At 59.7% G+C, this 25975-nt stretch carries 23 protein-coding genes; 13 read left to right on the top strand and 10 right to left on the bottom strand.

Going from position 1 to position 25975, the window contains the following annotated elements:
* Positions 1 to 245 precede the first annotated feature (245 nt).
* From VMV64_RS17300 to VMV64_RS17275, 6 genes are all read left to right on the top strand, one after another.
* Positions 246 to 629, top strand: coding sequence for a hypothetical protein (locus tag VMV64_RS17300; RefSeq protein WP_325332650.1), 384 nt, complete (start codon positions 246 to 248; stop codon positions 627 to 629).
* 183 nt (positions 630 to 812) lie between these two features.
* Positions 813 to 4598 carry a YhdP family protein gene (locus VMV64_RS17295; RefSeq protein WP_325332648.1) on the top strand — a complete coding sequence of 1262 codons (3786 nt, stop codon included), beginning with the start codon at positions 813 to 815 and terminating at the stop codon, positions 4596 to 4598.
* A 97-nt stretch (positions 4599 to 4695) separates the two neighbouring features.
* Positions 4696 to 5580: a carbon-nitrogen hydrolase family protein gene (locus tag VMV64_RS17290; protein WP_325332646.1), complete on the top strand. Its 885-nt coding sequence runs from the start codon at positions 4696 to 4698 to the stop codon at positions 5578 to 5580.
* 11 nt (positions 5581 to 5591) lie between these two features.
* A complete protein-coding gene (gene tldD, locus VMV64_RS17285; protein WP_325332644.1) occupies positions 5592 to 7055 on the top strand; it encodes a metalloprotease TldD in 1464 nt (487 codons plus the stop codon).
* Positions 7056 to 7245: 190 nt separating this feature from the next.
* Positions 7246 to 7557, top strand: a complete 312-nt coding sequence (locus VMV64_RS17280) for a hypothetical protein (RefSeq protein ID WP_325332642.1) — start codon at positions 7246 to 7248, stop codon at positions 7555 to 7557.
* A gap of 200 nt (positions 7558 to 7757) precedes the next feature.
* Complete coding sequence (locus VMV64_RS17275; RefSeq protein WP_325332640.1) at positions 7758 to 7997, top strand: DUF2934 domain-containing protein; 240 nt, start codon at positions 7758 to 7760, stop codon at positions 7995 to 7997.
* Positions 7998 to 8192: 195 nt separating this feature from the next.
* Here VMV64_RS17275 and VMV64_RS17270 read toward each other — a convergent pair whose 3' ends face one another.
* Both VMV64_RS17270 and VMV64_RS17265 read right to left on the bottom strand, forming a co-directional pair.
* On the bottom strand, positions 8193 to 9746 hold the full coding sequence (locus VMV64_RS17270) for an AAA family ATPase (RefSeq protein WP_325332638.1): 1554 nt from the start codon (positions 9744 to 9746) through the stop codon (positions 8193 to 8195).
* Positions 9747 to 9930: 184 nt separating this feature from the next.
* Positions 9931 to 12609: a bifunctional acetate--CoA ligase family protein/GNAT family N-acetyltransferase gene (locus VMV64_RS17265; RefSeq protein WP_325332636.1), complete on the bottom strand. Its 2679-nt coding sequence runs from the start codon at positions 12607 to 12609 to the stop codon at positions 9931 to 9933.
* A 121-nt stretch (positions 12610 to 12730) separates the two neighbouring features.
* Between VMV64_RS17265 and VMV64_RS17260 the strand changes: the two genes are divergently transcribed.
* The 4 genes from VMV64_RS17260 to VMV64_RS17245 are packed head-to-tail and all read left to right on the top strand — an operon-like array spanning position 12731 to position 15142.
* The gene (locus VMV64_RS17260) at positions 12731 to 13654 is read left to right on the top strand and encodes a histone deacetylase family protein (protein ID WP_325332634.1); all 924 of its coding nucleotides are present in this window, start codon (positions 12731 to 12733) and stop codon (positions 13652 to 13654) included.
* A gap of 59 nt (positions 13655 to 13713) precedes the next feature.
* Entirely contained in the window at positions 13714 to 13923 is a 210-nt protein-coding gene (locus VMV64_RS17255) for a hypothetical protein (RefSeq protein WP_325332632.1), read from the top strand.
* Between the two features lie 32 nt (positions 13924 to 13955).
* Entirely contained in the window at positions 13956 to 14525 is a 570-nt protein-coding gene (locus tag VMV64_RS17250; protein ID WP_325332630.1) for a DUF4337 domain-containing protein, read from the top strand.
* Positions 14501 to 15142, top strand: a complete 642-nt coding sequence (locus VMV64_RS17245) for a phosphatase PAP2 family protein (protein WP_325332628.1) — start codon at positions 14501 to 14503, stop codon at positions 15140 to 15142. The genes VMV64_RS17250 and VMV64_RS17245 overlap by 25 nt, the downstream gene beginning before the upstream one ends.
* A 73-nt stretch (positions 15143 to 15215) precedes the next feature.
* Here VMV64_RS17245 and VMV64_RS17240 read toward each other — a convergent pair whose 3' ends face one another.
* From VMV64_RS17240 to VMV64_RS17205, 8 genes are all read right to left on the bottom strand, one after another.
* Positions 15216 to 15344 (bottom strand): hypothetical protein, encoded by a 129-nt coding sequence (locus VMV64_RS17240; RefSeq protein ID WP_325332626.1) that lies wholly within the window; start codon positions 15342 to 15344, stop codon positions 15216 to 15218.
* Between the two features lie 69 nt (positions 15345 to 15413).
* Positions 15414 to 15809: a LapA family protein gene (locus VMV64_RS17235; protein WP_325332624.1), complete on the bottom strand. Its 396-nt coding sequence runs from the start codon at positions 15807 to 15809 to the stop codon at positions 15414 to 15416.
* Between the two features lie 3 nt (positions 15810 to 15812).
* A complete protein-coding gene (locus VMV64_RS17230; protein WP_325332622.1) occupies positions 15813 to 17822 on the bottom strand; it encodes a site-specific recombinase in 2010 nt (669 codons plus the stop codon).
* 179 nt (positions 17823 to 18001) lie between these two features.
* Positions 18002 to 18394 (bottom strand): YchJ family protein, encoded by a 393-nt coding sequence (locus VMV64_RS17225; RefSeq protein WP_325332620.1) that lies wholly within the window; start codon positions 18392 to 18394, stop codon positions 18002 to 18004.
* Entirely contained in the window at positions 18391 to 19251 is an 861-nt protein-coding gene (rsgA, locus tag VMV64_RS17220; RefSeq protein WP_325332618.1) for a ribosome small subunit-dependent GTPase A, read from the bottom strand. Before rsgA ends, VMV64_RS17225 begins: the two co-directional genes overlap by 4 nt.
* Entirely contained in the window at positions 19252 to 19596 is a 345-nt protein-coding gene (locus VMV64_RS17215) for a 4a-hydroxytetrahydrobiopterin dehydratase (protein ID WP_325332616.1), read from the bottom strand.
* Positions 19597 to 19621: 25 nt separating this feature from the next.
* A complete protein-coding gene (locus VMV64_RS17210; protein WP_325332614.1) occupies positions 19622 to 19930 on the bottom strand; it encodes a cytochrome c in 309 nt (102 codons plus the stop codon).
* Between the two features lie 24 nt (positions 19931 to 19954).
* The gene (locus VMV64_RS17205; protein ID WP_325332612.1) at positions 19955 to 21199 is read right to left on the bottom strand and encodes a M48 family metallopeptidase; all 1245 of its coding nucleotides are present in this window, start codon (positions 21197 to 21199) and stop codon (positions 19955 to 19957) included.
* Positions 21200 to 21256: 57 nt separating this feature from the next.
* On the opposite strand from VMV64_RS17205, the gene orn reads away from it, so the two are divergent.
* The 3 genes from orn to VMV64_RS17190 form a co-directional block, all read left to right on the top strand.
* Positions 21257 to 21805 (top strand): oligoribonuclease, encoded by a 549-nt coding sequence (gene orn, locus VMV64_RS17200; RefSeq protein WP_325332610.1) that lies wholly within the window; start codon positions 21257 to 21259, stop codon positions 21803 to 21805.
* Between the two features lie 180 nt (positions 21806 to 21985).
* On the top strand, positions 21986 to 24544 hold the full coding sequence (gene glgP / locus VMV64_RS17195; protein WP_325332608.1) for an alpha-glucan family phosphorylase: 2559 nt from the start codon (positions 21986 to 21988) through the stop codon (positions 24542 to 24544).
* Positions 24545 to 25098: 554 nt separating this feature from the next.
* The coding region (locus VMV64_RS17190; protein WP_325332606.1) for an ABC transporter transmembrane domain-containing protein at positions 25099 to 25975 on the top strand (877 nt) is incomplete at its 3' end.

The raw sequence follows: 25975 nt of genomic DNA, 5'->3' as shown, positions 1-25975 counted from the left end.
CATCTACAATCCTTTTTGCATGCATGGCCCACCTCCATCGACGTTTGGTCACCGAGATGGGGTCTATATCGGCGCCATGCATGCCTTTCTTGATGCATAACCTATTGATCATCAGTGGGTATTTGAGGGGAAACCTCAGGGACAGACCACGTTTTTTTGGTTTGCACACTCCGCAGTTTCGATGCTTGCTCTTTTTGCGGCTCCTATAATGAGTTATCTCACTCATTCCAACCGCTGGAGGAGCCATGCGCCGTTTTGTTTTGCTTTTGCCGCTACTGCTGAGCTTTGCCGCCACTGCCGCCACCGACAACGATGCTGAACTTCAACGCCTGTACCGCGCGCTGGACATGCTGAAGCAGGAACAGCAGGCGATCTACCAGCAATTCCAGATGGTGCAGGAATTGGGGCGCGGCAATGCCATGTCGATCTACGGCATCCAGACGAATCCGATGCAGCCTCCGGGTGAAACTCAGAACTACGCCGACGTGATCGAGGCACAAAGGCGCATCATCCGCCGCGTGGATGATTTGAATCGGCAGGCCGACCAGCTTTATACAAAATACAATGAGATCGAAGAAAAGAAAAAGCCGCTTCAGCAGCGTATTCTAGAGCTGTCGACTTCCAGATAAAGCTCACTGGAAATACGAGTCCTGGATCAATGGCGCTGGAGTATCCGGCGATTCTGGAGCGGTCGAAGCGAGCGGTGAGAAGGCTGACCAAACGGTAACGTGAAGCAATCCCCGTCGCCGGAGTATAATCTGACCGCAGGGGCGCAGTTAAGCGCTTCTGCGGTTATTTTTTCTGAATTTGAAATGCTCAAAACCTCTTGGCGCTGGACTTACCGGATTGTCATTGTGGCCCTGTTCCTGGCCGGGCTGGCGTTCGCCTCGACGGTGGTGGCGCTGCGCTACTGGATCTTGCCCAACATCGGCCAATACCGCGAGGACATCGCCGCTTCCATCACCCGCGCGTCCGGCCAGCGCGTAACGATCGGCGCGATCGACGCCAACTGGGAGCGCCTGCGTCCGCACCTGGTGCTGCGCGAAGTTCAGGCTTTCGACCGGCAGGGGCGGCCTGCGCTGGTACTCCAGCATGTCGATAGCACCCTGTCGTGGTGGACGCTGCTGGTAGGCGAGGTGCGCCTGCATTCCCTCGAAATCAGCGATCCCGTATTGAGCCTCCGGCGCGATGCCGAAGGGCACATCTTCATAGGGGGAATCGAGCTCAACCAGCCGGACAGCGAGAGCGGGTTTGCCGATTGGCTATTGCAGCAATCGCGTATCGTCATTCGGAATGCAGTGATCGAGTGGCGCGACGAGAAGCGCCAGGCGCCAGCATTGACCTTGAGCCGCGTCAACCTGCGCCTGGAGAACAGCGGCAGGCGCCACCGGTTGGGCCTGCAGGCCGTTCCGCCTGCCGAACTGGCAGCTCCGCTGGATATTCGTGCCGATATGAAAGGTGAAAAAGTGGCCGATCTGGCCGCCTGGGAGGGCAGGGTTTATGCGAAGCTCGACCATGCCGACATCGCTGCCTGGCAGGCCTGGCTACCCTTCCCGCTCGAGCTGCGGCACGGGTATGGCGGGGTGCAGGCCTGGCTTGGATTCAAGGCCGGGAGGATCGGCGAGGTTACAGCGGACGTTCGTCTGAACGATGTAACAGCCCGTTTCGCCAGTGATCTGCCCCAGCTCGATCTGCATAGCCTGAGCGGCCGCCTCGGATGGAAGCCGTTGCCGGTCGGGTTCGAGTTCAGCGCGCAGCGTCTGAGCCTGGCGGCGAAGAGCGGCGTCAGCCTGCCGGCTACCGATTTGCTGGTGCGCTATGTCCCGGCGCAAGGCAAAAAGCCCGCTGCAGGGGAAATCCGCGCCAATAATCTTTACCTGGAACCGCTGGTGAAATGGGCCGATGCGCTGCCGCTGTCACCCGAAGTGCGTGGCAAACTGGCTGAAATCGGTCCCCAGGGCAGCTTTCACGACTTCAGCGTTAAATGGAACGGCGACTGGAAAGAGCCACAGAGCTATACGGCCAAGGGGGGCTTTGCCGGCTTGGGCATGAAACCGCATGGAAAGCTGCCGGGCTTTTCCGGCCTGAGCGGCAAACTCGATGCCAACGAAAAATCCGGAACGCTGGCGCTGGATTCACACGGTGTGCGTGCCAACTTTCCGGATCTGTTTCGCGATCCGCTGGAGATGGATGCGCTGACAGCGCAAATGAACTGGAAGAAACGGGAAAATGGCCTGGATCTTAACCTGACCAGTCTTTCTCTTGCCAACCGCCACCTGGCGGGCACGCTGTTCGGCAGCTACAAGATGACTGGCGGTACGCCGGGCACGATCGATCTCACCGGCCAGTTCACCCGTGGCGATGCGCGCCAGGTCGGCCGATACATCCCCCTTACGATCGGCCAATCCACGCGCGACTGGCTCAATACCGCGCTGCTGGCCGGGCAGTCCAACGATGTGCGGCTGCGGTTGAAGGGTAATCTGGCAGACTTCCCCTTCGCCGACGGCAAGCGCGGTCTGTTCGAGGTAGCCGGAAAGGTGACCGGCGGCACACTGGAATATGCGCCGGGCTGGCCAAAAATCGAGAATATCGTGGTGGATCTTCTGTTCCGTGGCGCCCGTATGGAAATCACTGCACATCAAGGCAATACCGATGGTATGCAGATCAGCAAGACCCGCGCGGTTATTCCCGATCTGCTGAGCTGGGATGAAACCCTCGAAGTGGAGGGTGAGGCCCGCGGGCCGACCGGCGACATGATCAAGTTCATCGACCACAGTCCGGTCAGCGCCATGATCGACGATTTCACCGCAGGCATGGGGGCATCGGGCAACGGAAATTTCAAGTTGAAGCTGGTTATCCCCTTGCGACGCAACAAGGACAGCCGGGTGGCGGGTAGCTACCAGTTCGTCAACAACCGCATTTCTCTCGGCGCGGACTTCCCGGCGCTGGAACAAGTGAATGGACGCCTGGATTTTACTGAAGCCTCGGTGGGGATTCCTCAAATTACGGCGCTGGCCTTGGGTGGTCCTGTCTCGATCAACGGGGCGACCCAGAAGGATGGCGGCGTGCGCATTAACGCACAGGGGCGTGCCACTGCTGCCGGAATGCGTGGATTGGCTGACCTGCCGTTAATCAGCAACTTGACTGGAACTGCCGACTGGCGTGGGGTGATCTCAATCCGCAAAAAACAGGCCGATATGCTGCTCGAATCTTCACTGGTTGGGCTGGCGATTAACCTGCCTGCGCCTTTCGGCAAAAAAGCGGCTGACACGGTGCCGCTGCGCATCGAGAAGAAAATAACGGGTGCGAATCAGGATCTGCTTCAGCTCAACTATGGCAAGGTTCTGGCGGCGGTTCTGTCACGCAATTATGAAAACGGCAAAACGACGATCGAGCGCGGCGCGGTCAATCTGGGAGCAGCGGCGGTGTTGCCCCCGCAGCCCGGCATCTGGTTGAGCGGCGAACTGGCCTTGCTTGATCTAGATCATTGGCGCGGACTCCTCGGCCAGCCATCGGCCAAGGCGTCGCCGTTGCCCGGGTTTGCCGGGCTCAACCTGAAATTCGGTGCACTCGATGCATTCGGCAAACGCTTTAACGACCTGCGTATTAGTGCCAAAATGCAGGAGAGCACCTGGCAGGCGAAGATAGAGAGCAGGGAGCTTGCCGGCAGCGTGAACTGGAATCCTGAGGGGCGTGGCCGGCTGCAGGCGCGTCTGGGCCATTTGACCATTCCCGATCCAGCTCCGGCGAAGCTGGGAGTTCCGACGGAAGCGCCGCAGGAGAAAGAGCTCCCGGCACTGGATATCATCGCAGACAGTTTCTCGGCCAAGCAGAAGAAACTGGGCAAGCTCGAACTGCTGGCCGTGCAGGAGGATGAGGATTGGCGCATTCAAAAGCTGCGCATCAGCAACCCCGACGGCAGCCTGCAGATGGATGGGTTGTGGCAGGGTTGGCGACGCTGGCCGATGACCAACGCCAATCTGCATCTTGAGGCGCAGGACCTGGGTAACCTGCTGGCGCGGCTGGGCTATCCGGAAGCGGTGAAGCGCGGAACGGCGAAGCTCGACGGCCAGCTTTCCTGGGCTGGCAGCCCCCATGAGATCGATTTTCCGAGTTTGGCCGGCAATCTTAAGCTGGAAGCGAAGGATGGCCAGTTTCTCAAAATCGAGCCGGGTGCAGGCAAGCTGCTTGGCCTGCTCAGTCTTCAGTCACTGCCCCGGCGCCTGACGCTGGACTTTCGCGATATTTTCAGCGAAGGTTTCGCTTTCGACTCGATTTCCGGCAGTGCGCACCTCAACCGCGGTGTGGCGCGCACCGATGATTTCAGGCTGGAAGGGCCGGCGGCGAAAGTCCAGATGCAGGGTGAAACCGACTTGGCCAGGGAAACCCAGAATCTGAAGGTGAGAGTGGTTCCCCAGTTGGGAGAGGGCATGTCCGTCGCCGGCGCTTTTCTGGGCGGACCCGCGGTCGGGATAGCTGCGCTGGTGGCGCAAAAATTGTTGCGAGACCCGATTGGTCAAATCGCTGCTTACGAATACAGGATTAGAGGAACATGGGACAATCCCAGTGTTGTAAAAATCAGTGACAATGAGCCGTGATGGGTAATGGGTAATGGGTGAGGTGAAATCGACGGCGCCGCCTTCGACTTTTCCCGTCACTCATCACCGAATTGAGCAATGGACAAGAGGATAGTAAATGATAGCAAAAGCCAAATCGAGCTTCGCCAGAACCAAGACCCGCACTGCAGTCGCGCGCGCCAAACCGCAGCCCGGCGTGTGCCGCGTCGCGGCCATCCAGATGGCCTCCGGCCCGAGTGTGGCAGCGAACCTTTCCGAGGCTGAACGCCTGATCGGCATGGCGGCTGCGCAGGGCGCCAAGCTGGTGGTGTTGCCGGAGTATTTTTGCATCATGGGCAAGAAGGAAAGCGACAAGGTGGCAGTGCGCGAGGTAGAAGGCAAGGGCCCGATCCAGAAGTTCCTCAGCACCATGGCAAGGAAGCACAAGATCTGGATCGTCGGCGGTTCCGTGCCGCTGGAGGCAAGCGTTCCCTCCAAGGTGCGCAACAGTTGTCTGGTGTACGACGACAAGGGCAAGCTGGCGGCGCGCTACGACAAGATCCACCTGTTCGGCCTGGATCTCGGCAACGAGAAATACCGCGAAGAAAAAACCATCGAACCGGGCGACCAGGTAGTGGTCGTTGAAACTCCTTTCGGCCGGATCGGTCTATCGGTATGTTATGACCTGCGCTTTCCCGAACTTTACCGCGCCATGGGCGAGGTCGACATCATCGTCGTGCCCGCCGCCTTCACTGAAACCACCGGCAAGGCGCATTGGGAAACCCTGGTGCGTGCCCGCGCCATCGAGAACCTGGCTTATGTGGTGGCCTCGGCCCAGGGCGGCTATCATCTGTCCGGCCGCGAAACGCACGGCAACAGCATGATCGTCGATCCCTGGGGCGTGATTCTCGACCGCCTGCCGCGCGGCTCCGGCGTCGTGATCGCCAACGTCAATCCGGCCTATCAGGCGAGCTTGCGCAAGAGCCTGCCTGCCCTGACACACCGAACTTTGAAAACTTGCTGAATTGTTAAAATATGAAAATTGAAACCGCATCGTTCCAGTCCGATCCTCTGTTCGGCACCGCCCAATCCACTCTGCTGACTCCCTACGGACTGGATGTGGGCGACCTGCAGCAGGTGTTCGGTCGCATCATGACCCATCAGGTGGATTACGCCGACCTGTACTTCCAGTACACCCGTGCCGAGGGGTGGAGCCTGGAGGAGGGCCAAGTCAAGTCGGGCAGCTTCAGCATCGACCAGGGTGTGGGCGTGCGCGCCGTATCCGGCGAAAAGACCGCCTTTGCCTATTCCGATGACATCAGCCTGCCGGCCCTGGCGGCTGCGGCAGAAACCACCCGCGCAATTGCCCGGCAGGGGGCGGAAAAGTCGGTGCCGGCGGTGTACGGTGCGGCCAAGCCACAGCTTTACCTGCCTCACGACCCGATCGCCAGTCTCAAGGACGCTGAAAAAGTGGCCCTGCTGGAAAGGCTGGAGCGCCATGCTCGCGCGCTCGATCCGCGTGTCACTCAGGTCATGGCATCGCTTGCCGGCGAATACGAGGTGGTGCTGATCGCCCGCAACGACGGCCTGCTGGCAGCGGATGTGCGTCCTCTGGTCAGGGTTTCCCTGCAGGTGATCGTGGAGGATGGCGGCCGGCGCGAGCAGGGCAGCGCGGGCGGCGGCGGACGTTTCGACTATGCCTATTTCAGCGATGAAGTGTTGCAGGATTACGCGCAAAAGGCGGTCCACCAGGCGCTCATCAATCTCGATGCCAGGCCGGCCCCGGCGGGAACCATGACGGTAGTGCTGGGCTCCGGCTGGCCGGGTATCCTGCTGCACGAGGCGATCGGCCACGGACTGGAAGGGGACTTCAACCGCAAGGGCAGCTCCGCCTTCAGCGGCAAGATCGGCCAGCGCGTCGCGGCAGCCGGCGTGACCGTGGTGGACGACGGCACGATCGCCCGTCGTCGCGGTTCGCTCAACGTCGACGACGAAGGCAATCCGACCCAGTGCACGGTGCTGATCGAAAACGGCATCCTCAAGGGTTACATGCAGGACACGCTGAATGCCCGCCTGATGGGCATGGCCGTTACCGGCAACGCCCGGCGCGAATCCTTCGCGCACATCCCGATGCCGCGCATGACCAACACCTACATGCTGAACGGGGACAAGGATCCGGCTGAAATCATCAAGTCGGTCAAGCATGGATTGTATGCGGCCAATTTCGGCGGCGGCCAGGTCGATATCACCAGCGGCAAATTCGTATTCTCGGCGGCGGAAGCCTACATGATCGAGGATGGCAAGATCACTTACCCGGTCAAGGGCGCGACCCTGATCGGCAACGGGCCGGACGTGCTGAAGCGGGTGTCGATGATCGGCAATGACATGGCGCTCGATCCGGGCGTGGGCACCTGCGGCAAGGACGGTCAGAGCGTGCCGGTGGGTGTGGGCCAGCCGACCCTGCGCATCGACGGCCTGACGGTGGGTGGAACGGCCTAAACAGCCCTAATTCCATTTCTCGATCAAAAAAGCACTAACCGCAAAGGACGCAAAGGTTTGCAAAGGGAAAACCTAACCCTCAGACATGCCAGCCTGATTGCTTTTCCTTTGCGTCCCTTCGCGTCCTTTGCGGTGAAAGATTTTTGCGGTTTATTGTTGGATTGAATTCAAATTTGAATAAGTGCTGAGCATGAGACTGGGTGTACGCGTTACAGCGGCGGTTATTGGCGCCCTGTTTTGGGTAGGGGCAAGCGCGGCGTCACTGGCGGAAAAATTCCAGCCCGGCGTACCATATTATTTCGAGAGTTTCGATCCGGCGGTGAAGCCGTGGGACCCCGGTCAGGACTTGAATATCGAAGAGGTATTCAAAAATTATATCTACTACGAAATCATCTTCGACCAATCAGGCCGGGAGATTACGGTGAACCGCTACCTCCAGAACCGCAAGGAGCACAGCGACAGGTTTCTGGTTCGACCCGACCGGGCTTTAGAGGCAAAGTAGGGAAGGATGTGCGGGTTTCATCGTAATGTCATGAAACCATTTTACTCTTGAAAAATTGAACTATACTGAATCCAGAAATTGGATATGAAATTAGTCAAGATTTAACCCGGAGAAAAAATATTATGGCGACAACCCCGAGCTCAACCAAGAAAACGACATCATCAAGCGCTGCAAAAACCACTGCCAGTGCAAAAACTACCGTGAAAAAGCCAGTTGCGGCCAAGGTGGCTGCGCCGAAGAAGGCTGTTGCGGCTGCCCCGAAAAAACCTGCCGCGAAGCGCACCACGGTTGCCAAACCCACCGTCACCCCCGAGCAGCGCTTTTGCATGATTGCCGAGGCGGCTTATTTCCACGCCGAGCGGCGTGGGTTCCGCGGCGACCCGGTGCAGGACTGGATTGCGGCGGAAGCGGAAATCGCAGCACTCCTCAGCAAGAAGTAGCCTTCGTTAGCAGCCTGTCGGACCTAAAGGAAATCGGCTGCAAAATGACCTCGTCGGTGCATATTTCCCCGCTTTCCTTCGCCAATATGAATAACTATTGGCTTGAAAATCGTGAAACGGGGTAAGCAGGCATTTCGCCGTAAGGTGAAAGCTCGCAAAATCTGCACCGACCAGCTCATTTCTCGCTTCGATTCTTTAAGTCCGACAGGCTGCCAAGCGCTGCACCAGCGCCTGAACATTCTCTGTCCGTTCCGTATCCACCCCGATAGTTACGGTCAATTCGCCGTCGTCCAGCGACTCGCTATTGCGGAGCTGGCTTTCCAGCACCGTGATATCCGCTTCCGAGGCATCTCGCCCGTGTCGCATGCGCTGCTTCACCCGTTCCCGCAGCAGGTTTTCGGGTGCGGTGACATCCAGAATGACGAAAGGAACGCCTAATTCCTGAGCCAGCTCATGGAAGGCCTCGCGCTCTCGCCGCTTGAGGAAGGCGGCATCGACGATGGCGGAGAAGCCGGACTGGACAATTCCCCGCGCCACCTCCGCCAGTCGACGGTAGGTGCGTTCGCTGGCCTCCACGGAATAAATGCCTCCGCCTGTCCCGGCGCCGCTGCGCGCCTCCGGCTTGAGCCCATACAGGCGTTTTCTTTCCACATCGGAGCGGACTCGAAACAAGCTTATCGCTTCCAGCAACGATTGGGTGACCGTGGTTTTTCCGGAGCCGGACAGGCCGTGGGTGATGGCGAGGAAAGGTTGCAAGGGGCGAGTGAAGTCTGCCGCCAGTTCGATGTGGTTTCGGTACTGCGTCCAGTGGCCGGCAGGCTGTTCCGCCTGCCCGGCCCGGATGCAGGCCACCTTGGCGCGCACCATGGCGCGGTACACCAGGTAGTAGCGCAGCATCTCAAGACCTTCGTAATCCCCGGTTTGCTCCAGGTAGGTATTGAGGAATCGGCGCGCCAGGTCGGGCCGTCCCCGGTCTTGCAGATCCATGGCCAGGAAGGCTGCCTCGCTGATGACGTCGATCCAGCGCAGGTTGTCGCTGAACTCGATGCAGTCGAAGGGAACCGCCTCCCCATCCAGTAGCACCATGTTGCCGAGATGCAGATCGCCGTGGCACTCGCGGACAAAGCCCCGTGCCTTGCGCGCCGCAAGGGCATCGAAACGGGCCTGATATTCCCGTTCGCTCCATCGTTCCAATTCGCTCAGGCGTGTAAGGTCTTCTTTTTCCCGCAGTCGCTGGCGAATCTGCGCGAAATTTTCCGCCACCGGCAGGTGAGTCCGCTCCGGCGCGCCGAAAGGACTTTCGTTGTCTGCGATTGCAGTGCGTCCATGGAAATCGGCGATTCTGCGGGCGATGGCGTCTATCGTTTCAGGCGTCAGTTCGCCGCGCAGCAACACCTGGTCGAGCAAACAAGCCTGGGGGAAGCGCCGCATTTTAACGGCATATTCGACGGCTAGTCCGGGGCCGTTCAAGACAGGATGATCGGCATTGCCGGTGATGGGAACGACTTCCAGATAGAGATCTGGCGTCAGTCGCCGGTTGAGGCGCAGCTCTTCAGCGCAATAGAAGCGGCGTTTTTCCAGGGTGCTGAAATCGAGAAAGCCGAGGTTGACCGCTTTCTTGATCTTGTAGGCATAGTCGCCAGCCAGCAGCACCCAGGAGATGTGGGTTTCCACCATCTCGACCGGTTTTTCGAGAGTGCTGCGGAGCGCGGCAATCAGAATTTCCTGGCGGGCGAGGGGGGCGTCCATCTGTTTTACTAAAAACGGCGATTAACCACGAATGCCACGAATGTTCACGAATGAACACGAATAGTGAGAGACAGTCACCGTGCCGCCAAACTGGTAAATTAGGCTGGCCATGATAACTAACTGATTATTAGTGAACATTCGTGTTTCATTCGTGTAAATTCGTGGTTAAAAGTTTTTTCCAGATTTACAGGCTACGGGTCACCCGCTTGATGGCCGCATCTTCCGCGCTGGTGGCGACGGCGAAACCGAGCGTCGCAACCAGCTTGAGCATGTTGTGGTTGCTCGCCAGCACTTCGCCTTCCATGGTTTTCAGGCCCCGGTTGCGGGCTGCATCCATCAGGCTGCCCATCAGCTTGTGGCCGATTGCCTTGTGCTGCCATTGGTCGCTCACCACCAGGGCGAATTCGCAGGATTCGCCGTCGGGGTTGATGGCGTAGCGGCAGACCCCGATTTCCACTTCCTTGCCGCTTTCCTCGGTCACGGCGATCAGCGCCATTTCACGGTCGTAGTCGATCTGCGTGAAGCGTGCCAGCATGGTTTGGGAAAGCTCCTGCAGGGTGTTCATGAAGCGGAAATATTTGGCCTCGGCCGACAGGTTGCGCACGAACTCCTGCACCATTTCGGCATCCTCCGGCCGGATCGGGCGGATGGTGATTTCCGTGCCGTCCGGCAGCTGCCAGTCGGTGACAAGATGGGAAGGGTAGGGATAGATCGCCATATGGGCATAGCGGTCGCCGGAGACCGGGGCGAAATCCACCATCACGCGCGCATCCGCTGCCAGTGCGCCGTTCTCGTCGACGATCAGCGGGTTGATGTCCATTTCCTTGAGCCAGGGCAGTTCGCATACCATCTCTGAAACCCGCAGCAGCAGGCTTTCCAGTGCCTCCATCTGGATTGGCGGCATGTGGCGGAAGGCGCCGAGCAGTTTTGAGATGCGCGTGCCGGCAATCAGTTCACGCACCAGAAAGGTGTTCAGGGGCGGCAACGCAACGGCGCGGTCTCCCAGCACTTCCACCGTGGTGCCGCCGGCGCCGAAGGTGATCACAGGGCCGAACACCGGGTCGGTGGTGACGCCGAGCATTAGTTCCCGGCCATTGGGCTTGACCACCATCGGCTGGATGGCGATGCCGTCGATGTGGGCCTCTGGCCGGTTTTTCTTCACTTCACTGATGATGTCCTGGTAGGCGGCGCGCACTGCGGGCGCGTTCATCAGGTTGAGCTTGACGCCGCCGGCGTCGGACTTGTGCGTGATGTCGGGCGAATTGATTTTCATCGCCACCGGGAAGCCGAGTTGCTGGGCCAAGAGCAGCGCCTCGCCGGGAGAACGGGCGATGACGGTGCTCGCCACCGGGATGCGGAATGCGGCCAGCAAGGCCTTGGATTCCATCTCCGAGAGCACCTTGCGCCGTTCGGACAGTACGGTTTCGATCAACATGCGCGCGCCCTCCACGTCCGGCTCGTCGCGGTGCGAGAGCGGGCCGGGAGTTTGCGCCAGCAGGCGCTGGTTGCGGTAGAAGGCGGTGATGTAGGAGAAAGCTTCCACCGCGGATTCCGGCGTGCTGAAGGTGGGGATGCGGGCCTGGGCAAACGCGGCCCGTCCTGCCTTGATCTGGATGTCGCCCATCCAGCAGGTCAGCAGCGGCTTGTTGAAGCGGCTGGCGATCTCGATCAGCGTGTTGGCCACCGCTAGCGGGTTGGTCATCGCCTGGGGGGTGAGGATAACCAGCGCGCCGTCCACGCCGGAATCTTCCATGCAAATGGTGACCGCGTCGCGGTAGCGTTCCGGCGTGGCGTCGCCGATGATGTCCACCGGGTTGTTGTGCGACCAGGTGGCGGGCAGTACTTTATTCAGCTGCTCGATGGTCTGATCGGACAGGCTGGCAACGGTTACGCCCAGGTCGACCGCATGGTCGATCGCCATCACGCCCGGCCCGCCGCCGTTGGTGATGATCGCCAGCCGGTTACCGCTGGAGCGGTGGGGCGAGGCAAGGGCCTTGGCGGCGGAAAACAGCTCGCCGATCGACATCACGCGCACCACGCCGGCGCGGCGCACTGCGGCGTCGAACACGTCGTCGGAGCCGACCAGCGCGCCGGTGTGCGACATCACCGCCTTCGAGCCGGCGGCATGACGCCCCACCTTGACCACGAACACCGGCTTGGAGCGGGCGGCGGCACGCAGGGCGCTCATGAAACCGCGCGCCTTGTGGATACCCTCTATGTAGATCAGGATGCTCTCGGTTTGTGGGTCTGACGCCAGATAGTCGAGAATTTCACCGAAATCCACGTCGGCCGAAGTGCCCATGGAAACTACGCTGGAGAAACCGATGTCGTGGGCCGGCGCCCAGTCCAGGATGGCGGTGCAGAGTGCTCCTGATTGCGATACCAGTGCGAGTTTGCCGGGCTTGACGCTGCCCTTGAAGAAAGTGGCATTGAGGCCGATGCTGGTGCGCATGATGCCCAGGCAGTTGGGGCCGATAATGCGCACGCCGTAAGTTTTGGCGTTGGCCAGCATGGTGCGTTCGATCTCGGCACCATGGGCGCCTACTTCGCTAAAACCGGCGGACAGCACTACCGCGGCGCGCACGCCGTGCTTGCCGCAGGCTTCGATGACGTCGGGCACGGTTGCCGCATTGGTGCAGATCACCGCCAGCTCGACCGGCTTGCCGATCTCTTCGATCGTGGCATAGGCGCGTTTGCCCTGGACTTTCTTGTGGTTGGGGTTGACCGGGTAAAGCGACCCCTTGAAGCCGCTTTCCAGCATGTTCTTGAATACGATGGCCCCCACCGAGTCGGCGCGGTCGCTGGCGCCGATGATCGCGACTGATTTGGGAGAGAAAAGGGTGCTGAGGTAATGTTGTCCCATGGGCTTGCACTCGTGGTTGTTTAGGTTAAATATAGCGGCAAGGGAGATGGATGGCCGAATCCGGCGTGTTCAGCTTCTATATTTTCCATTTTAGTTGGCGGCACGATTTTAGGTGTGACAATTGCATACTGGTTATATCACCCATCCGGATTGCCTCAAGCACGACATGGGGGCGGATCATCCAGAATCTCCGGCGCGACTGCGCGCCATCGAAGACCAGCTGATCGCTTCCGGATTGCTGTCCTTCCTTCAATGCCATGATGCACCGCTTGCTACGTTCGAGCAACTGGCGCGGGTGCATGCGCCGCATTACATCGAAGCCGTGCAAGCCGCAGCGCCCCAGCATGGGCTGGTTTACCTCGATCCGGATACGGCGATGAACCCCTTCACTCTGAATGCGGCGCTACGCGCTGCCGGGGCAGTGGTGTTGGCGACCGAGTTGGTGCTGGAGCGCAAGTTGGAGAATGCCTTCTGTGCCATCCGTCCCCCCGGCCACCATGCCGAATCCGCACGCGCCATGGGCTTCTGCCTGTTCAACAATGTCGCGGTCGGCGTTGCTCACGCCATCGAAAAGTTCGGCCTGAAACGCGTCGCCATCGCCGATTTCGACGTCCACCACGGCAACGGTACCGAGGAAATCTTCCACAACGACCCGCGCGTGATGCTGTGCTCGACCTTCCAACATCCGTTCTACCCGCATTGCGGCGCCGAAAGTGGCAACGACCACATCATTAACGTGCCGCTGCCGGCGGGGACGGATGGCGCTGCGTTCCGCAAGGCGGTGACCGCGCGATGGCTGCCCGCGCTGGAACGCTTTCGGCCCGAAATGCTGTTCATCTCCGCCGGCTTCGATGCCCACTGGGAGGACGACATGGCGATGTTCAGGCTGAAGGAGGCGGATTACGCCTGGGTGACGCAGCAGGTCATGGATGTTGCGGAAAAGCATGCCAGCGGCCGCATCGTCTCGGCGCTGGAAGGCGGCTATGAGCTACACGCATTGGGCCGCAGCGTGGCGGCACACATCAAGGTGCTGAGTGGGCTTTAGTAGCCTGTGCGCTTCTGTCATAATGCCGGCTGGTTTTTCCACACAAATGAGGAAATGATATGAAACAGCTACTCGCTATTCTTACTGCCGCCGTGTTTGCCATTTCCGCCGCGATCCCTGCAGTTGCCGCCGAATCCAACGAACTGATAGCCGCACCTGCCACAACAGCCGCCCCGAGTGGCCACAAGGCCAAGAAGGTTAAAAAAGCCAAGAAGGCCAAGAAGATCGCAAAGCACAAAGCGCGTAAGGTGCACAAAACCCGTTACTAAATAAGCCGATTCATTCATTCCGAGGGTAATCCATGTCAGGCCACGGTTTTCACGTCCATGGCGCGCACGATCACGAAGTCGAGCACCAGGCCCAGCACGGGCCGGGTCTGGCGCAGTCCGTCGCCATTTTTACCGCCATTCTTTCAACGGTGGGCGCCATCGTCAGCTACCAGGGCGGCGCCACCCAGAACGAAGCGATGTTGTACAAAAACGAGGCGGTGTTGCAGAAATCGCATGCCTCCGACCAGTGGAATTTCTACCAGGCGAAGAGCACCAAGGGCCATCTGATGGAGCTTGCCGCCAATATATCTCCGGCCGACAAGCAGGAGTTCTACAAGAAGCAGATCGATAAATATAACGAGGAAAAGAAGGAAATCAAGGCAAAGGCCGAGGAGCTTGAGAAAAAATCCGAAGAGGCGAACCACCAAAGTGAGCATATGATGCATCCGCATCATCGCCTGGCTCAAGCCATGACGCTGATTCAGATCGCCATTGCCCTCGCTTCCATGACCGTTCTGACGCGCAAGAGATGGCTATTCGCTGGTGCCGGCATCGCGGCCGCGGGCGGTTGCATATTGTGGGCCATGGCCTGGCTGGCCTGAGCGTGAAGGAAATTGTTTACGATTGGGGTGGCGCTAATGCCTGGCTGTTTCATCTTATCAACGATGTGCATGCCGGCTGGTTCGACCAGTTCATGCTGCTTGGTACAGCCGTCGGCGATCACACCAGTTTTGTGCCGATACTTTGTTTGTTGATGCTGGCGGCGGTATTTGCGGTTTCCAGAAACTACGCGCATGAACCGCTCCAAGGTGAGCATGCCGCCATGCTCTGGCTCGGCGTGATCTCCGTGTTTGCGCTCGGTTACTGGCTGGATGGTGCACTGCTTGGCTGGCTCAAGCCGATGCTCGATTTTCCGCGCCCGCCTCTGGCCCTGGGTGAGGTTAATGTCCATATCGTCGGCGAGGCCAAATATCACCACAGCTTCCCCAGCGGTCATTCCTCCTTCGTCATGCTGGTGTGTGCCTCGCTCTGGCCGCTGGGTAGTTGGTGGCGCATTGGTGGCGTGTCTTTCGCGCTTTGGGTGGGGCTGTCGCGCATCAGCCTGGGCGCACATTTTCCGGCTGACGTGCTGGGTGGTTTCGTTATCAGTCTGCTAGTGGTGCTAGCGGTGCGTGCCATGGTGAATGCGCTGGCGGCATACGCTCAGCTTTCCAGATAGTTCACCAGCTGCCCGCTTGTCTGGCGCAGGCGCTGGCTCAAAAGGCGCGCCACTTTCAGCAGGATTTTCGTGGTCAGGGGGTCTTGCTGACGATGCGGAGAAAGCGGATCTCGGTGAGTATGGTCAGGGTGGCGGGTTCGGCGACGATTGCCGTTGCTGAGCGATCGGGCCTGGCGATCCCAAGGAAATTGAGTTGGCGCACTCTAAAGCAAAAACGGCCCAGGGTCACCCCTGAGCCGCTGGTTTGTTTGATGTACCGGGCCTTGAGAGGCTATTCGCCTTCAGGCTTGCTGCTTGTTCCGCCGGTTAACAGGGTCTTGAGTCCGACGGGTTTCGCTTCCTCCTGTTTAGGAGCAGAGGAAGGGCTTGTGCGAGCCAGCTCGTTTTCGAGTTGGCTGATTCGCCTCTCGAGCACCGCCTTGTTTTCTTCCAGACCGGCAAGCTGACGGCGCAGGCGGGAAGCGGTCCATTGGCCTCTGATTACTGTGGGTGACGACAACAGGGCGGCGATGGTCGCTCCCAGGCCGAGTGCAAGCAGCAGCACCATGGCGAGCGAGCTCTCGAAGCGCCAGATGGCGAAGGTCACTGTCACCGGCACGTTGTTTTGCAGGGCGAACGTTACGGAGCCGATGGAGAAGAGGATGCCGAAAATCAGCATAAACTGCATGATTTACTCCTTTTGTTGTTGGACAGAGGCTTTCTTTGGCGGTAGTAAGAATTCCCGTGGCTGGCGCAACAGGCGTTTGGCGATGGCCTGCAACAGTTTCCAGCGCTGGGCGAAAGTGATGCCGCGCGCCTTGAGTCCCACCGATAGCGCGAGGTAGAAACTGACCGTCAGGTTGGTCAGGCCGATGGCCAGTACACCCAGCGCAGCAAGGCTGGCCACGCTCCACTCGACATTGAAATCCAGCCCGATCATAGCATAACCCCAGTAGGCCGAGGAGAAGGCGATGTGGCGGATATCCAGCGGTAATCCGAACAGAACGCCGATCCCGGTGACGCCGCCGAGCATGAAGCCGAAGAAGAAATTGCCGGCCAGTGCGCCGAGGTTGTTTTCCACGTAAGCAGCGAAGCGGCCCCAACGCGCTGTGCCGAGCAGCCGCGTCGGCCATGAGAGTTGCAGCAGGCGCTCGGGGATGCGGTTGTAGGCGCACAGATTGTCGTAGTAGCCCGCGACGAGCCCGGCCAGGAACAGGCAGACGCCCGCAATGGCGGCGTAGATGAGGGCGCCGCTGCCGATGGGGTTGATTTCGGCCAGCAGGTGATGGGCTTTCTCCGGGCTGACGAAATGTTCGCCCGCCTGCCAGTGCACCGCCAGCGCCAGCAGCATGGCGGTAGGCACGGCCAGCCCGATGTTGCCGGCAATGGCCGCGAGCTGGCTGCGCACCGTGCGCGCGATCAGATCCACCAGCGGTTCCAGATCGCGCTCGCGCCCCGAACCTTCGCCAATGGCGGCGGCGATGGCGTTGGCGGTCATGGCGGGCTGCTTGGTGGCCACGATGAAGTGCAGCATGTGAATCAGCACGAAGCCCAGGCCATAGTTGAGGCAGAAGGCCAGCACTTCGGTCAGCGGCGCCAGCCCCAGCCTGCCGATCAGGAGTTTGCTGGCCGCCATGAAGGCAATGATGAAACCGCCGCCGATGGCCGAGCGCAGGATGCCGAAATATTCCGGGCGGTTTTCGCTGATGTAGTGTTCGCCGGTATGGCCGGCATTCTCGGTGACCCGCAGCGCCACCAGCTCCAGATTCTGGCGCCAGAAACGCCGCAGATCGTTGCGGCGGCATTCGGCCATGGCCAGCTTTTGCCACAATTCGGCGCTGCGCTCGACGATCAGGGTGTTCTCCCTGGCCCCCAGGGCGGCGACCAGAGCGATCAGGGCCTGGGCACGATCAAGGTGCTGGCGCAGGCGGCGCAGGCGAAAAGTGAGGTGGAAACTGGCGCCTTGCTGCTGCGCCCGGCGACGCACGCGCTCGATGGTTTCGCGGCACTGTTCCAGCAGCACCAGATAGTGACGATCGTCCTCGGCCGGTATGGTGTTTTCCTGGTAAGCCTGTTCGGCGCGACCGGCGAAGGCCAGGGCTTCCTCGCACTGGGCCAGGAAGGGTGATTCATGGTTTTCGAGATCCGGGTCGAGCCGCAGCATTTCCGCTTCAAGACCGCTTGCCGCGATGCGGTGGGCAACTACCCGCAGGGCCTCGAGCAGATCGCCCTTCAATCTGCCAATGCCGGAGATGTCCTTCGCCTCGTCGAAGCGCAGGGCGCGAATCAGGGCAATCCACTCCACCACCGGGACCTGTTCCAGCCAGCGCATATCGCGCCGCCGGAAAATGCGGCCAAATACATCTTTCATCTGCACCTGGTCCACTGCCTCGGGCAGCAGTTTGTGCGAGAGGCGCCGCAGAGTCTCAGCCATCACGCCGGTTTCCGGGTAGATGCCGGAGGTGGCGAACAGCAGCACCGAGCGGCGCTGTGTAAAAAGATCGAGCAACGCCTGGCGCAGGCCACTACGAAATTCCGGCCCAACGTCGAGCAGGCGGCACAGCTCGCGCAGCTTTTCCACTGCGGCATCGGCGTCCCCGTCGTGCGCCGGGCGCAGAGCATTCACCAGCTCGGCCAGCTGGGGAAGTATTTCGGCATTGGAAAGGGTGAACCCTTCGAGGGCTTTTTGCAGGGAAATCATGGGAGATCGGGAAGAAGACGGGGCGGGTTCAATCGGAATGGAAAGTGTAGAGTACATCAAGGGCGTTATCAAAGCCTGCCCGGGTGACGCGCTCGATCAATTCCACAAGCGCATCGGGTTCCATGCATTATAGCATTCGGACCGAAACGCAATATGCGGATTGAATAATCCGTGCTGCCTCAGCTTTTCTTTACATCCCCATCCAGGTAATACCACTGCCCCTCTTCGCGCACGAAGCGGCTGGTTTCATGCAGCCGGTAGGCGCGCCCGCCGATCTTGCAGCGTGCGACAAATTCCACCTCGGCATGGATTTCGTCGGTCTGGCGGTGGCGTTTGACTTGCAGATTGAGCCATTTGGACTGGGGTTCGGCGTTGAGGTCCAGCGCGGCGGGGCGAGTGCTGGGGTGCCAGGTGGCGAGCAGGTAGGGTTCCTGCGCCAGGGTGTAGGCGGTGTAGCGCGAGCGCATCAGGACTTCGGCGGTGGGGGCGGGGGTGTTGCCGCTGGTGTAGCGGCCGCAGCAATCCGCGTAACTGTGCGGCAGGCCGCAGGGGCAGGGCAGCGGCACATTCACCTCACCAGCTTGTGGAAAGTGCCCAGCCGCCGTCGGTCGATTTTGCCCGCCATGGTGGCTTCCAGCACGGCGCAGCCCGGTTCCACCAGATGACGGCAATTGCTGAAGCGGCAATGGCCGAGGTAGGGGCGGAATTCGACGAAGGCGTGGGCGATGTCCATCTCGTTGACGTGGGCCAGGCCGAATTCCTGCAAGCCGGGCGAGTCGATGATGTGGCTGTCGCCGTCAAGGTGATAGAGGCGTGCATGGGTAGTGGTGTGCTTGCCGGAATTCAGCGCTTGGGAAATCTCGCGCGTGTGTGCCTGCGCCGCTGGCAGCAGCGCGTTGATGATGCTCGACTTGCCCATGCCGGATTGCCCCACCAGCACGCTGGTTTCACCCTGTAAATAGGGCCGCAGCGGGCTGATGTCCTGCTTGGCTGAAAGGGTGATGAGGGGGTAGCCCAGGTCGCGGTAGAGCTGCAATTGCGCCAGTGCCGCGCGGGTTGCCTGTTCCAGGTCGCACTTGTTGAGCACGATGACGATCTTGAGTGAGGCCGCTTCGGCTGCGATCAGGCAACGGCTGACCAGATCCTCGTAGAAGGCCGGCTCTGCCGCCACCACGACGATGATCTGGGTGACATTGGCGGCAATGATCTTTTCCTTGAATTCATCGGAGCGGAACAGCAGCGAGGTACGCGGGTCGATCGATTTGATCACGCCCTGGGCGGGGCCGGTCATCTCGATCTGGAGCCGGTCGCCGCACGCGATGCCGCCTTTTTTGCCGCGGGTGACGCAGGAAACGATGCCCTCTGCCGTTTCAACATCAAAGTGCCTGCCGAAGGCGGCGACAACCTGGCCGTGCTGCAACTGCCCCATTCAGATGTTGAGCAAGGCGTCTATCTTCGCCGCGCAGATGAAGTCGTTTTCGGACAGACCGTTGATGGCGTGGGTCTGATAACGCATCCGGCACTGGTTGTAGCCCACTTCCATGTCGGGGTGGTGATCCTCGTGATGGGAAATCCAGGCGGTGGCGTTGACGAAGGCCATGGTCTGGTAATAGTCCTTGAAGCGGTAGATTTTGCTGATAACCCCATCGGCATATTCCCAGCCGCTGAGTTGCGCCAGGAATCGGCGGATATCCTCTTCGGCCAGGGGCGGCACGCCGCCCTCGCAGGGTTTGCAGCTCTTTTTGGTAAGGTCGCAGAACGGTTCGTCGGCCATGGTCATATCTCCCCGGTTGTGCCTGTTACTTGAAGTGGTAGTACTGGAGGTTCAAATAGGCTGCAACGTGGTTCTCCTCATCGGGAAACCAGTTCGCACCGACATTGGCGTTGCAGGTGCGGATACGGGCCTGGAGTTGCTGCGGGTTCTTCACCTTGCGTTCGAGGCGGGAGTAAATGGCGGAACCGTCGCCGCCAGTCATGGAAACGTGGCAGCTGATGCAGGATTTATCGTGCAGGGTCTTGCCGATTTTGGCGTCGCCCTTGGGGAAGGGGTCGGCAAGGGCGGGCATGCTGACGAGCAGCAGACTTAGGAGCACTGTAATAAATTTCATGCGAACCTCCGTGGGTTGATGTTGCTAAATATTAGCATGAGCCTGAAGGTGTGCAATGCGGATCGCCGCCGGCGGATGTGAATCGTAGAACGCCGAGTGCAGCGGATCGGGAGTGAGGGTCGAGGCGTTGTCGTTGTATAGCTTGACCAGCGCCCGCACCAGATCGTCGGCGCTGGCATTTTTTGCGGCGTAGCGGTCGGCCTCGAATTCGTGCTTGCGCGAATAAAAGCTCATCAGCGGCTGCAGCAGGAAGGTGAATACCGGCATCGCCAGCAGGAACAGCAGCAACGCCGTGGCGGTGCCTGGCGTGGCGACACCGAGGCCGTGGTAAAACCATTCCTTGTCCATCAGCCAGCCGAGCAGCCACAGTCCGGCCAGGCTCATGGCGGCCATCAGGACGATGCGCTTGATGATGTGACGGTGCTTGAAGTGCCCGAGTTCGTGGGCCAGCACCGCGACGATCTCGTCGTGGCCGAGGCGCGCCAGCAGGGTGTCGAAAAACACGATCCGCCGGGATTTGCCGAAGCCGCTGAAATAGGCGTTGCCGTGGGTGCTGCGCTTTGAGCCATCCATCACGTAGAAGCCCTGCGCGTGGAAGCCGCATTTCTGCAGCAGCTGTTCGACGCGCTGTTTCAGCGTCGAATCCTCAAGCGGCGTGAACTTGTTGAACAGCGGCGCGATGAAGGTGGGGTAAACCGCCAGTACCAGCAGGTTGAATCCCATCCATGCACTCCATACGTAGAGCCACCAGTATTCGCCCATTCGTCCCATCAGCCACAGCACGCCGAGCACCAGCGGAATGCCGAGCGCCGCGCCGAGCAGTATCTGCTTGGCGAGGTCGGCGAAAAACAGTGCACGTGTCATCTTGTTGAAGCCGAAGTGGGCGTCGATGCCGAAGGCGCTGTAGAACCCGAGCGGAATTTCAACTAAAGTGGAAATAGCGAATACGCTCAGAATCAGTGCCGTGCCCTGCCACAACCCCGATCCGAGCAGGCCGTGCCACAGGCCGTACAGTACCTCGATCCCGCCACCCAGGGTAAAGGCCAGTAGCAGGGCGGTTTCCAGCGCGAGATGCAGGTTGCCGAGGCGGGTTTTGGCGATGCTGTAATCCGCGGCTTTCTGGTGTGATTCCAGATTGATGCGGTCGGCGAAATCCTGCGGCACGCTTGCACGGTGTGCCTGGATGTGGCGGATATGGCGTTGTGCGAGCCAGTAGCGCAAGAGTACGGAGATTGCCAGTGCGGCAAGGAAGATCAGGGTAAATGTCATGGAGTCACGGGGGGTTTCGGGCTAAAATGTCCGACTTTAGATTACTGGGTTTCCATTATGGCACAAGACAGCAATCGCCTCATCTGGATCGACATGGAGATGTCCGGGTTGGTTCCCGAACGGGATCGCATCATCGAAATCGCGCTGGTGGTCACCGACTCCAATCTGGATACCATCGCCGAAGCGCCGGTTCTGGTCGTGCACCAGTCCGACGAAGTGCTGAATGGCATGGATGCCTGGAACAAGGCGACCCACAGCAAATCCGGCCTGATCGACAAGGTCAAGGCATCGAAACTGGATGATGCCTCCGTCGAGGCGCAACTGCTCGAATTTCTGAAAGAATACGTGCCGCCGAAGAAATCGCCGATGTGCGGCAATTCGATCTGCCAGGATCGCCGTTTCATGGCGAACTACATGCCCAAGCTCGAGGATTATTTCCACTATCGGAACCTTGATGTGAGCACCCTGAAAGAGCTGGCCAAGCGCTGGAGGCCGCAGGTTTACGGCGGTTTCAAGAAGGAGAACAACCATACCGCGCTGGCCGATGTGTATGAATCCATCGGCGAGATGAAGCATTACCGGGAGCATTTCCTCAAGCTGGATTAACCCAAAAAAAGCAGTTGTAACCGCAAAGGCGCAAAGAAAAGGCAAGGGGTGTCAGAGTGTGCCCAACCAATTGCCGGGTGACTGTAAGCAGTCCTTCATGTCTTTGTGTTCTTTGCGCCTTCGCGCCTTTGCGGTATGAAGATTCTTGCAGGTTGTTGTTGTTTTGAATAAGGGGTCGGCATGAAGCAGGGCACCACTTTCGTTATCGAGGTCAACCCGAAGATTCCGCGCAAGCTACAACGCCTGGAGGAGCTTGCCAACAACCTCTGGTACGGTTGGGACAAGCCGACCCGGACATTGTTCGCGCGTCTTCATCCCGGCTTGTGGGACGCGGTCGGACACAACCCCAAGGTGTTCCTGCGCCGGGTGGATGAAAAGCGGCTGGTGGAAGCGGCGGAGGACCAGGTGTTTCTGGCCACCGTCAACCGCGTGTTGTCGGCTTACGATACCTATCACAACGAGCCGCTGCGTCGCGGCGGCAACCACGAACAGTTCAAGGAAGGCGATCTGATCGCCTATTTTTGCGCCGAATTCGGCTTTCACGAAAGCTTCCCGATCTATTCGGGTGGCCTCGGCATCCTCGCCGGCGACCACTGCAAGTCGGCGAGTGACTTGCGTCTGCCCTTCGTTGCGGTTGGCCTGCTCTACCGCCAAGGCTACTTTTCCCAGATTATCGACGGCGAAGGCAACCAGATCGCCACTTACAGCGATTCAGATTTCGAAGACCTGCCGATCGTTCCCTCGCTGGGGGAGGATGGCCAGGAGATACACGTTTACGTCGACCTACCGGGACGGCTGGTGAAGGTCAACGTATGGCAGGCGCGGGTCGGCCACGTCACGCTGTACCTGCTCGATACCGACCTGGAGGAAAATACGCCTGAAGATCGCGATATCGCCCACCAGCTTTACGGCGGCGACAGCAACATGCGCATCATGCAGGAAATCGTCCTCGGCGTCGGCGGTGTGCGCGCCCTCAGAGCGCTGGGACTGAAGCCCACGGTGTGGCACATCAACGAAGGCCATGCCGCTTTCCTGGTGCTGGAACGCGCCCGCTACATGGTCGCCGAGGGGCTGGATTTCGCCAGCGCGCTGGAAGCGGCTGCCGGCAATACCGTGTTCACCACCCATACGCCGGTGCCGGCGGGGCACGACCAATTCGCCGAAAACACGGTCTGCGACTACTTCCAGCACATGTGCCAGGAGTTGAAAATCAGCCGCGAAGCGTTTCTCTCCCTGGGCAGGACGCTGGATGGGCCGGATTTCAACATGACCGCCCTGGCGCTGCGCGGCTCGCGCTTTCACAACGGCGTCAGCCGCATCCACGGCGAAGTATCCTCGCGCATCTGCGCCAGCCAGTGGCCGCAGTTGGCGCCCGAGGAAAACCCGATGAGCTACGTCACCAACGGCGTGCACGTGCCGACTTTTCTGGCGCAGGAATGGATCGACCTGTTCGACAACCACTTCGGCTACGAGTGGCGCCACAATCTCACCGATCAAGGCTACTGGGCGCGTATCGATGAGATCCCCGACCACCAGTTCTGGAGTGTGCGCCAGTCGCTCAAGTCGCAAATGCTCGAACTGGTGCGCTTTCGCATCAGCCAGCAGCATTTCCGCAACCACGGCTCCGAAGCCCACCTCGACCGGCTGCTGAAGCATATCGATCCCCTCAATCCGAACGTCCTCACCATCGGTTTTGCCCGCCGCTTCGCCACCTACAAGCGCGCCGCGCTGCTGTTCGAAGATCCGACCTGGCTGAGCCAGATCATTTCCGAGGCCGACCGTCCGGTGCTGTTCATTTTTGCCGGCAAGGCGCACCCTGCCGACCGTCCAGGCCAGGATTTAATCCGGCATATTCAAGGGATGTCCCACATGCCGGAATTCGAGGGCAAGGTGCTGCTGGTAGAAGGCTACGATATGGGGCTGGCGCGCAGATTGGTAGCGGGCGTGGACGTGTGGCTCAACAACCCGGTGTACCCGCTCGAAGCGAGCGGCACTTCCGGCATCAAGGCGGGCATCAACGGCGCGATCAATTTCTCGGTGCTGGACGGCTGGTGGGGTGAGGGCTACGACGGCACCAACGGCTGGGCGATCAAGCCGGCACCGACCTACATGGACGACTATCGCCGCAACAAGGAAGACAGCCAGACCTTTTACGAGATCCTGCAGGACCGTGTCGTGCCCCAGTACTACGATCGCGGCAAGATGGGCTACTCGGCGGAATGGGTCAGGCGTTCCAAGCGCTCGATCGGCACCCTGTTGCCACGCTTCAATTCCAATCGGATGGTGGGCGAATACGTGTCTCGCTTCTACCTGCAGGCCAGCCGCCAAGGCGAGCTGTACGCCCGTGATGGCTACGCAAACGCGAAGAATCTTTCGGTCTGGAAAACGAAGATCCGCGCTGCCTGGCAGGGGGTCGAGATTCGCCGTCTGGATACGCCGAAGAAGCACATTCAGTTCGGCGATAATGTGCGCTTCGACGTTGCCCTGAAATTGAACGGCCTGGCGCCGGGGGATGTGGTGGTCGAGCTGATGATGCGTCGCCCGACCCGCAAGGAGATGAAGGATTACCTGCACTTCAGATTCTCATTCCAGGGGCTCGAGGAGGCGACCGGGGAGCATCTGTTCACTCTCGATCTGGCCCCCGATCGGTGTGGCCATCTTGATTACAAGATCCGCGTTTACCCCTGGCAGGAACTGCTGACCCACCCGCTGGAGATGGGGCTGATGGTTTGGCTTTAAATTGATGTAGGGTGGGTTTGCCCTAAAGGGCACAAAATGTCGTCAGGCCATAACCCACCGTGGATTGGCGGGTTACGCTGCGCTAACCCGCCCTACATTGATTCATAAAGTCAGTTGTAGCCCGGATGCAGCGCAGCGGAATCCGGGAGCTTCACTGAGTTCAAAGTCCTGAGTACGCCTTGCTCAGCACCTAAGGCACAGATTGCCGCCCCCCCTTTTTTTTTCGTATTACCCCCTATTGACGAATAGGGGTTTCCACTATATTCAGGAACTCCAGGCCTTGATATCCTTTTATAAGTTGGGAGTAAATAATTTCGTACCCGTTAGAGCGCATAAATCATTAGGGCACGAAATATCAATTAGAAAAATATTCTAAAGTAAAAAAGGGGAATGGGATGGTCTTCAATATTGAGCCAAGAGCGGTCCTCGCTCTTGCGGCTGATGGGGCGGTGATCTGCCCATCAAGTCTCTACGGTTTGTTACCCGCCAGCAAAGGGAGCGCAAGGACAGAATAGCGGCCATCTTCGCACACAAGAACAACAGCAAAGTCTTCGATGCGTTTCCAATCGCATACCCGGCTGGACGGTTCCGTGCTCCTGTGGGCGCTCGGAAGCTTCTGCGCACTCAATCGCATCCCCTTCGACCCGGAACTGCTCCTCCAACGGTTTCCACCGCCCTACACCCTTGAAACGCTAATCCAGGCGGCCCGCGCCCTGGGCTTCAAAACTCGCGCCAAGGCCTTTACCGCAGGGGCAATTCTCGGGCAACGGTTGCCCTGCCTCGCAGTCGTTCATGCCCCTGCCAAAAACGCCGATGAGTCCCAGACGGAGGGGAGCACGGGGGAAGATAAACCGGCGGATGACCGACCTGCTGCCTCCCTGGCGATTGTCTCCGAAGCCACCGCCGAGCGTATCGTAATCTTCATGGCCGGCAGCAATGTGCCGGAGATCGTCACCCCGGATGAGTTCGCTGCCCGCTTCGCCGGCACTGTCTTTCTCCTCAAGCCCGGCCCCAAGGCCATCAAGGACCCCGACGCCGTCAAAGAGACCGCTTTCGGCTTCCGCTGGTTCGTGCCCGAGCTGCTCAAGCACAAGCCGATCTGGCGCGACGTGTTGCTCGCTTCCCTCATCATTCAACTGGTGGCGCTTGCCACGCCGCTTTTTACCCAGGTTATTATCGACAAAGTCGTGGTGCATCGCACCGAAAGCACCCTGATCGTCATCGGCATCGGCCTAGCCGTGTTCATGATTTTTTCCGCCCTGCTCACCTGGGTGCGCCAGTACCTGGTGCTGCATACCGGCAACCGTGTCGATGCGGTGCTGGGCAGCGCCGTGTTCGAACACCTCTTCGCCCTGCCGACGCGTTACTTCGAGCACCGCCCAACCGGCGTCATCTCCGCCCGTTTGCATGGCGTGGAAAGCATCCGCGAAT

Source organism: Sulfuricella sp., assembly GCF_035531155.1.
Lineage (GTDB): Bacteria > Pseudomonadota > Gammaproteobacteria > Burkholderiales > Sulfuricellaceae > Sulfuricella.
This window is presented reverse-complemented; position numbering and strand designations above follow the sequence as displayed.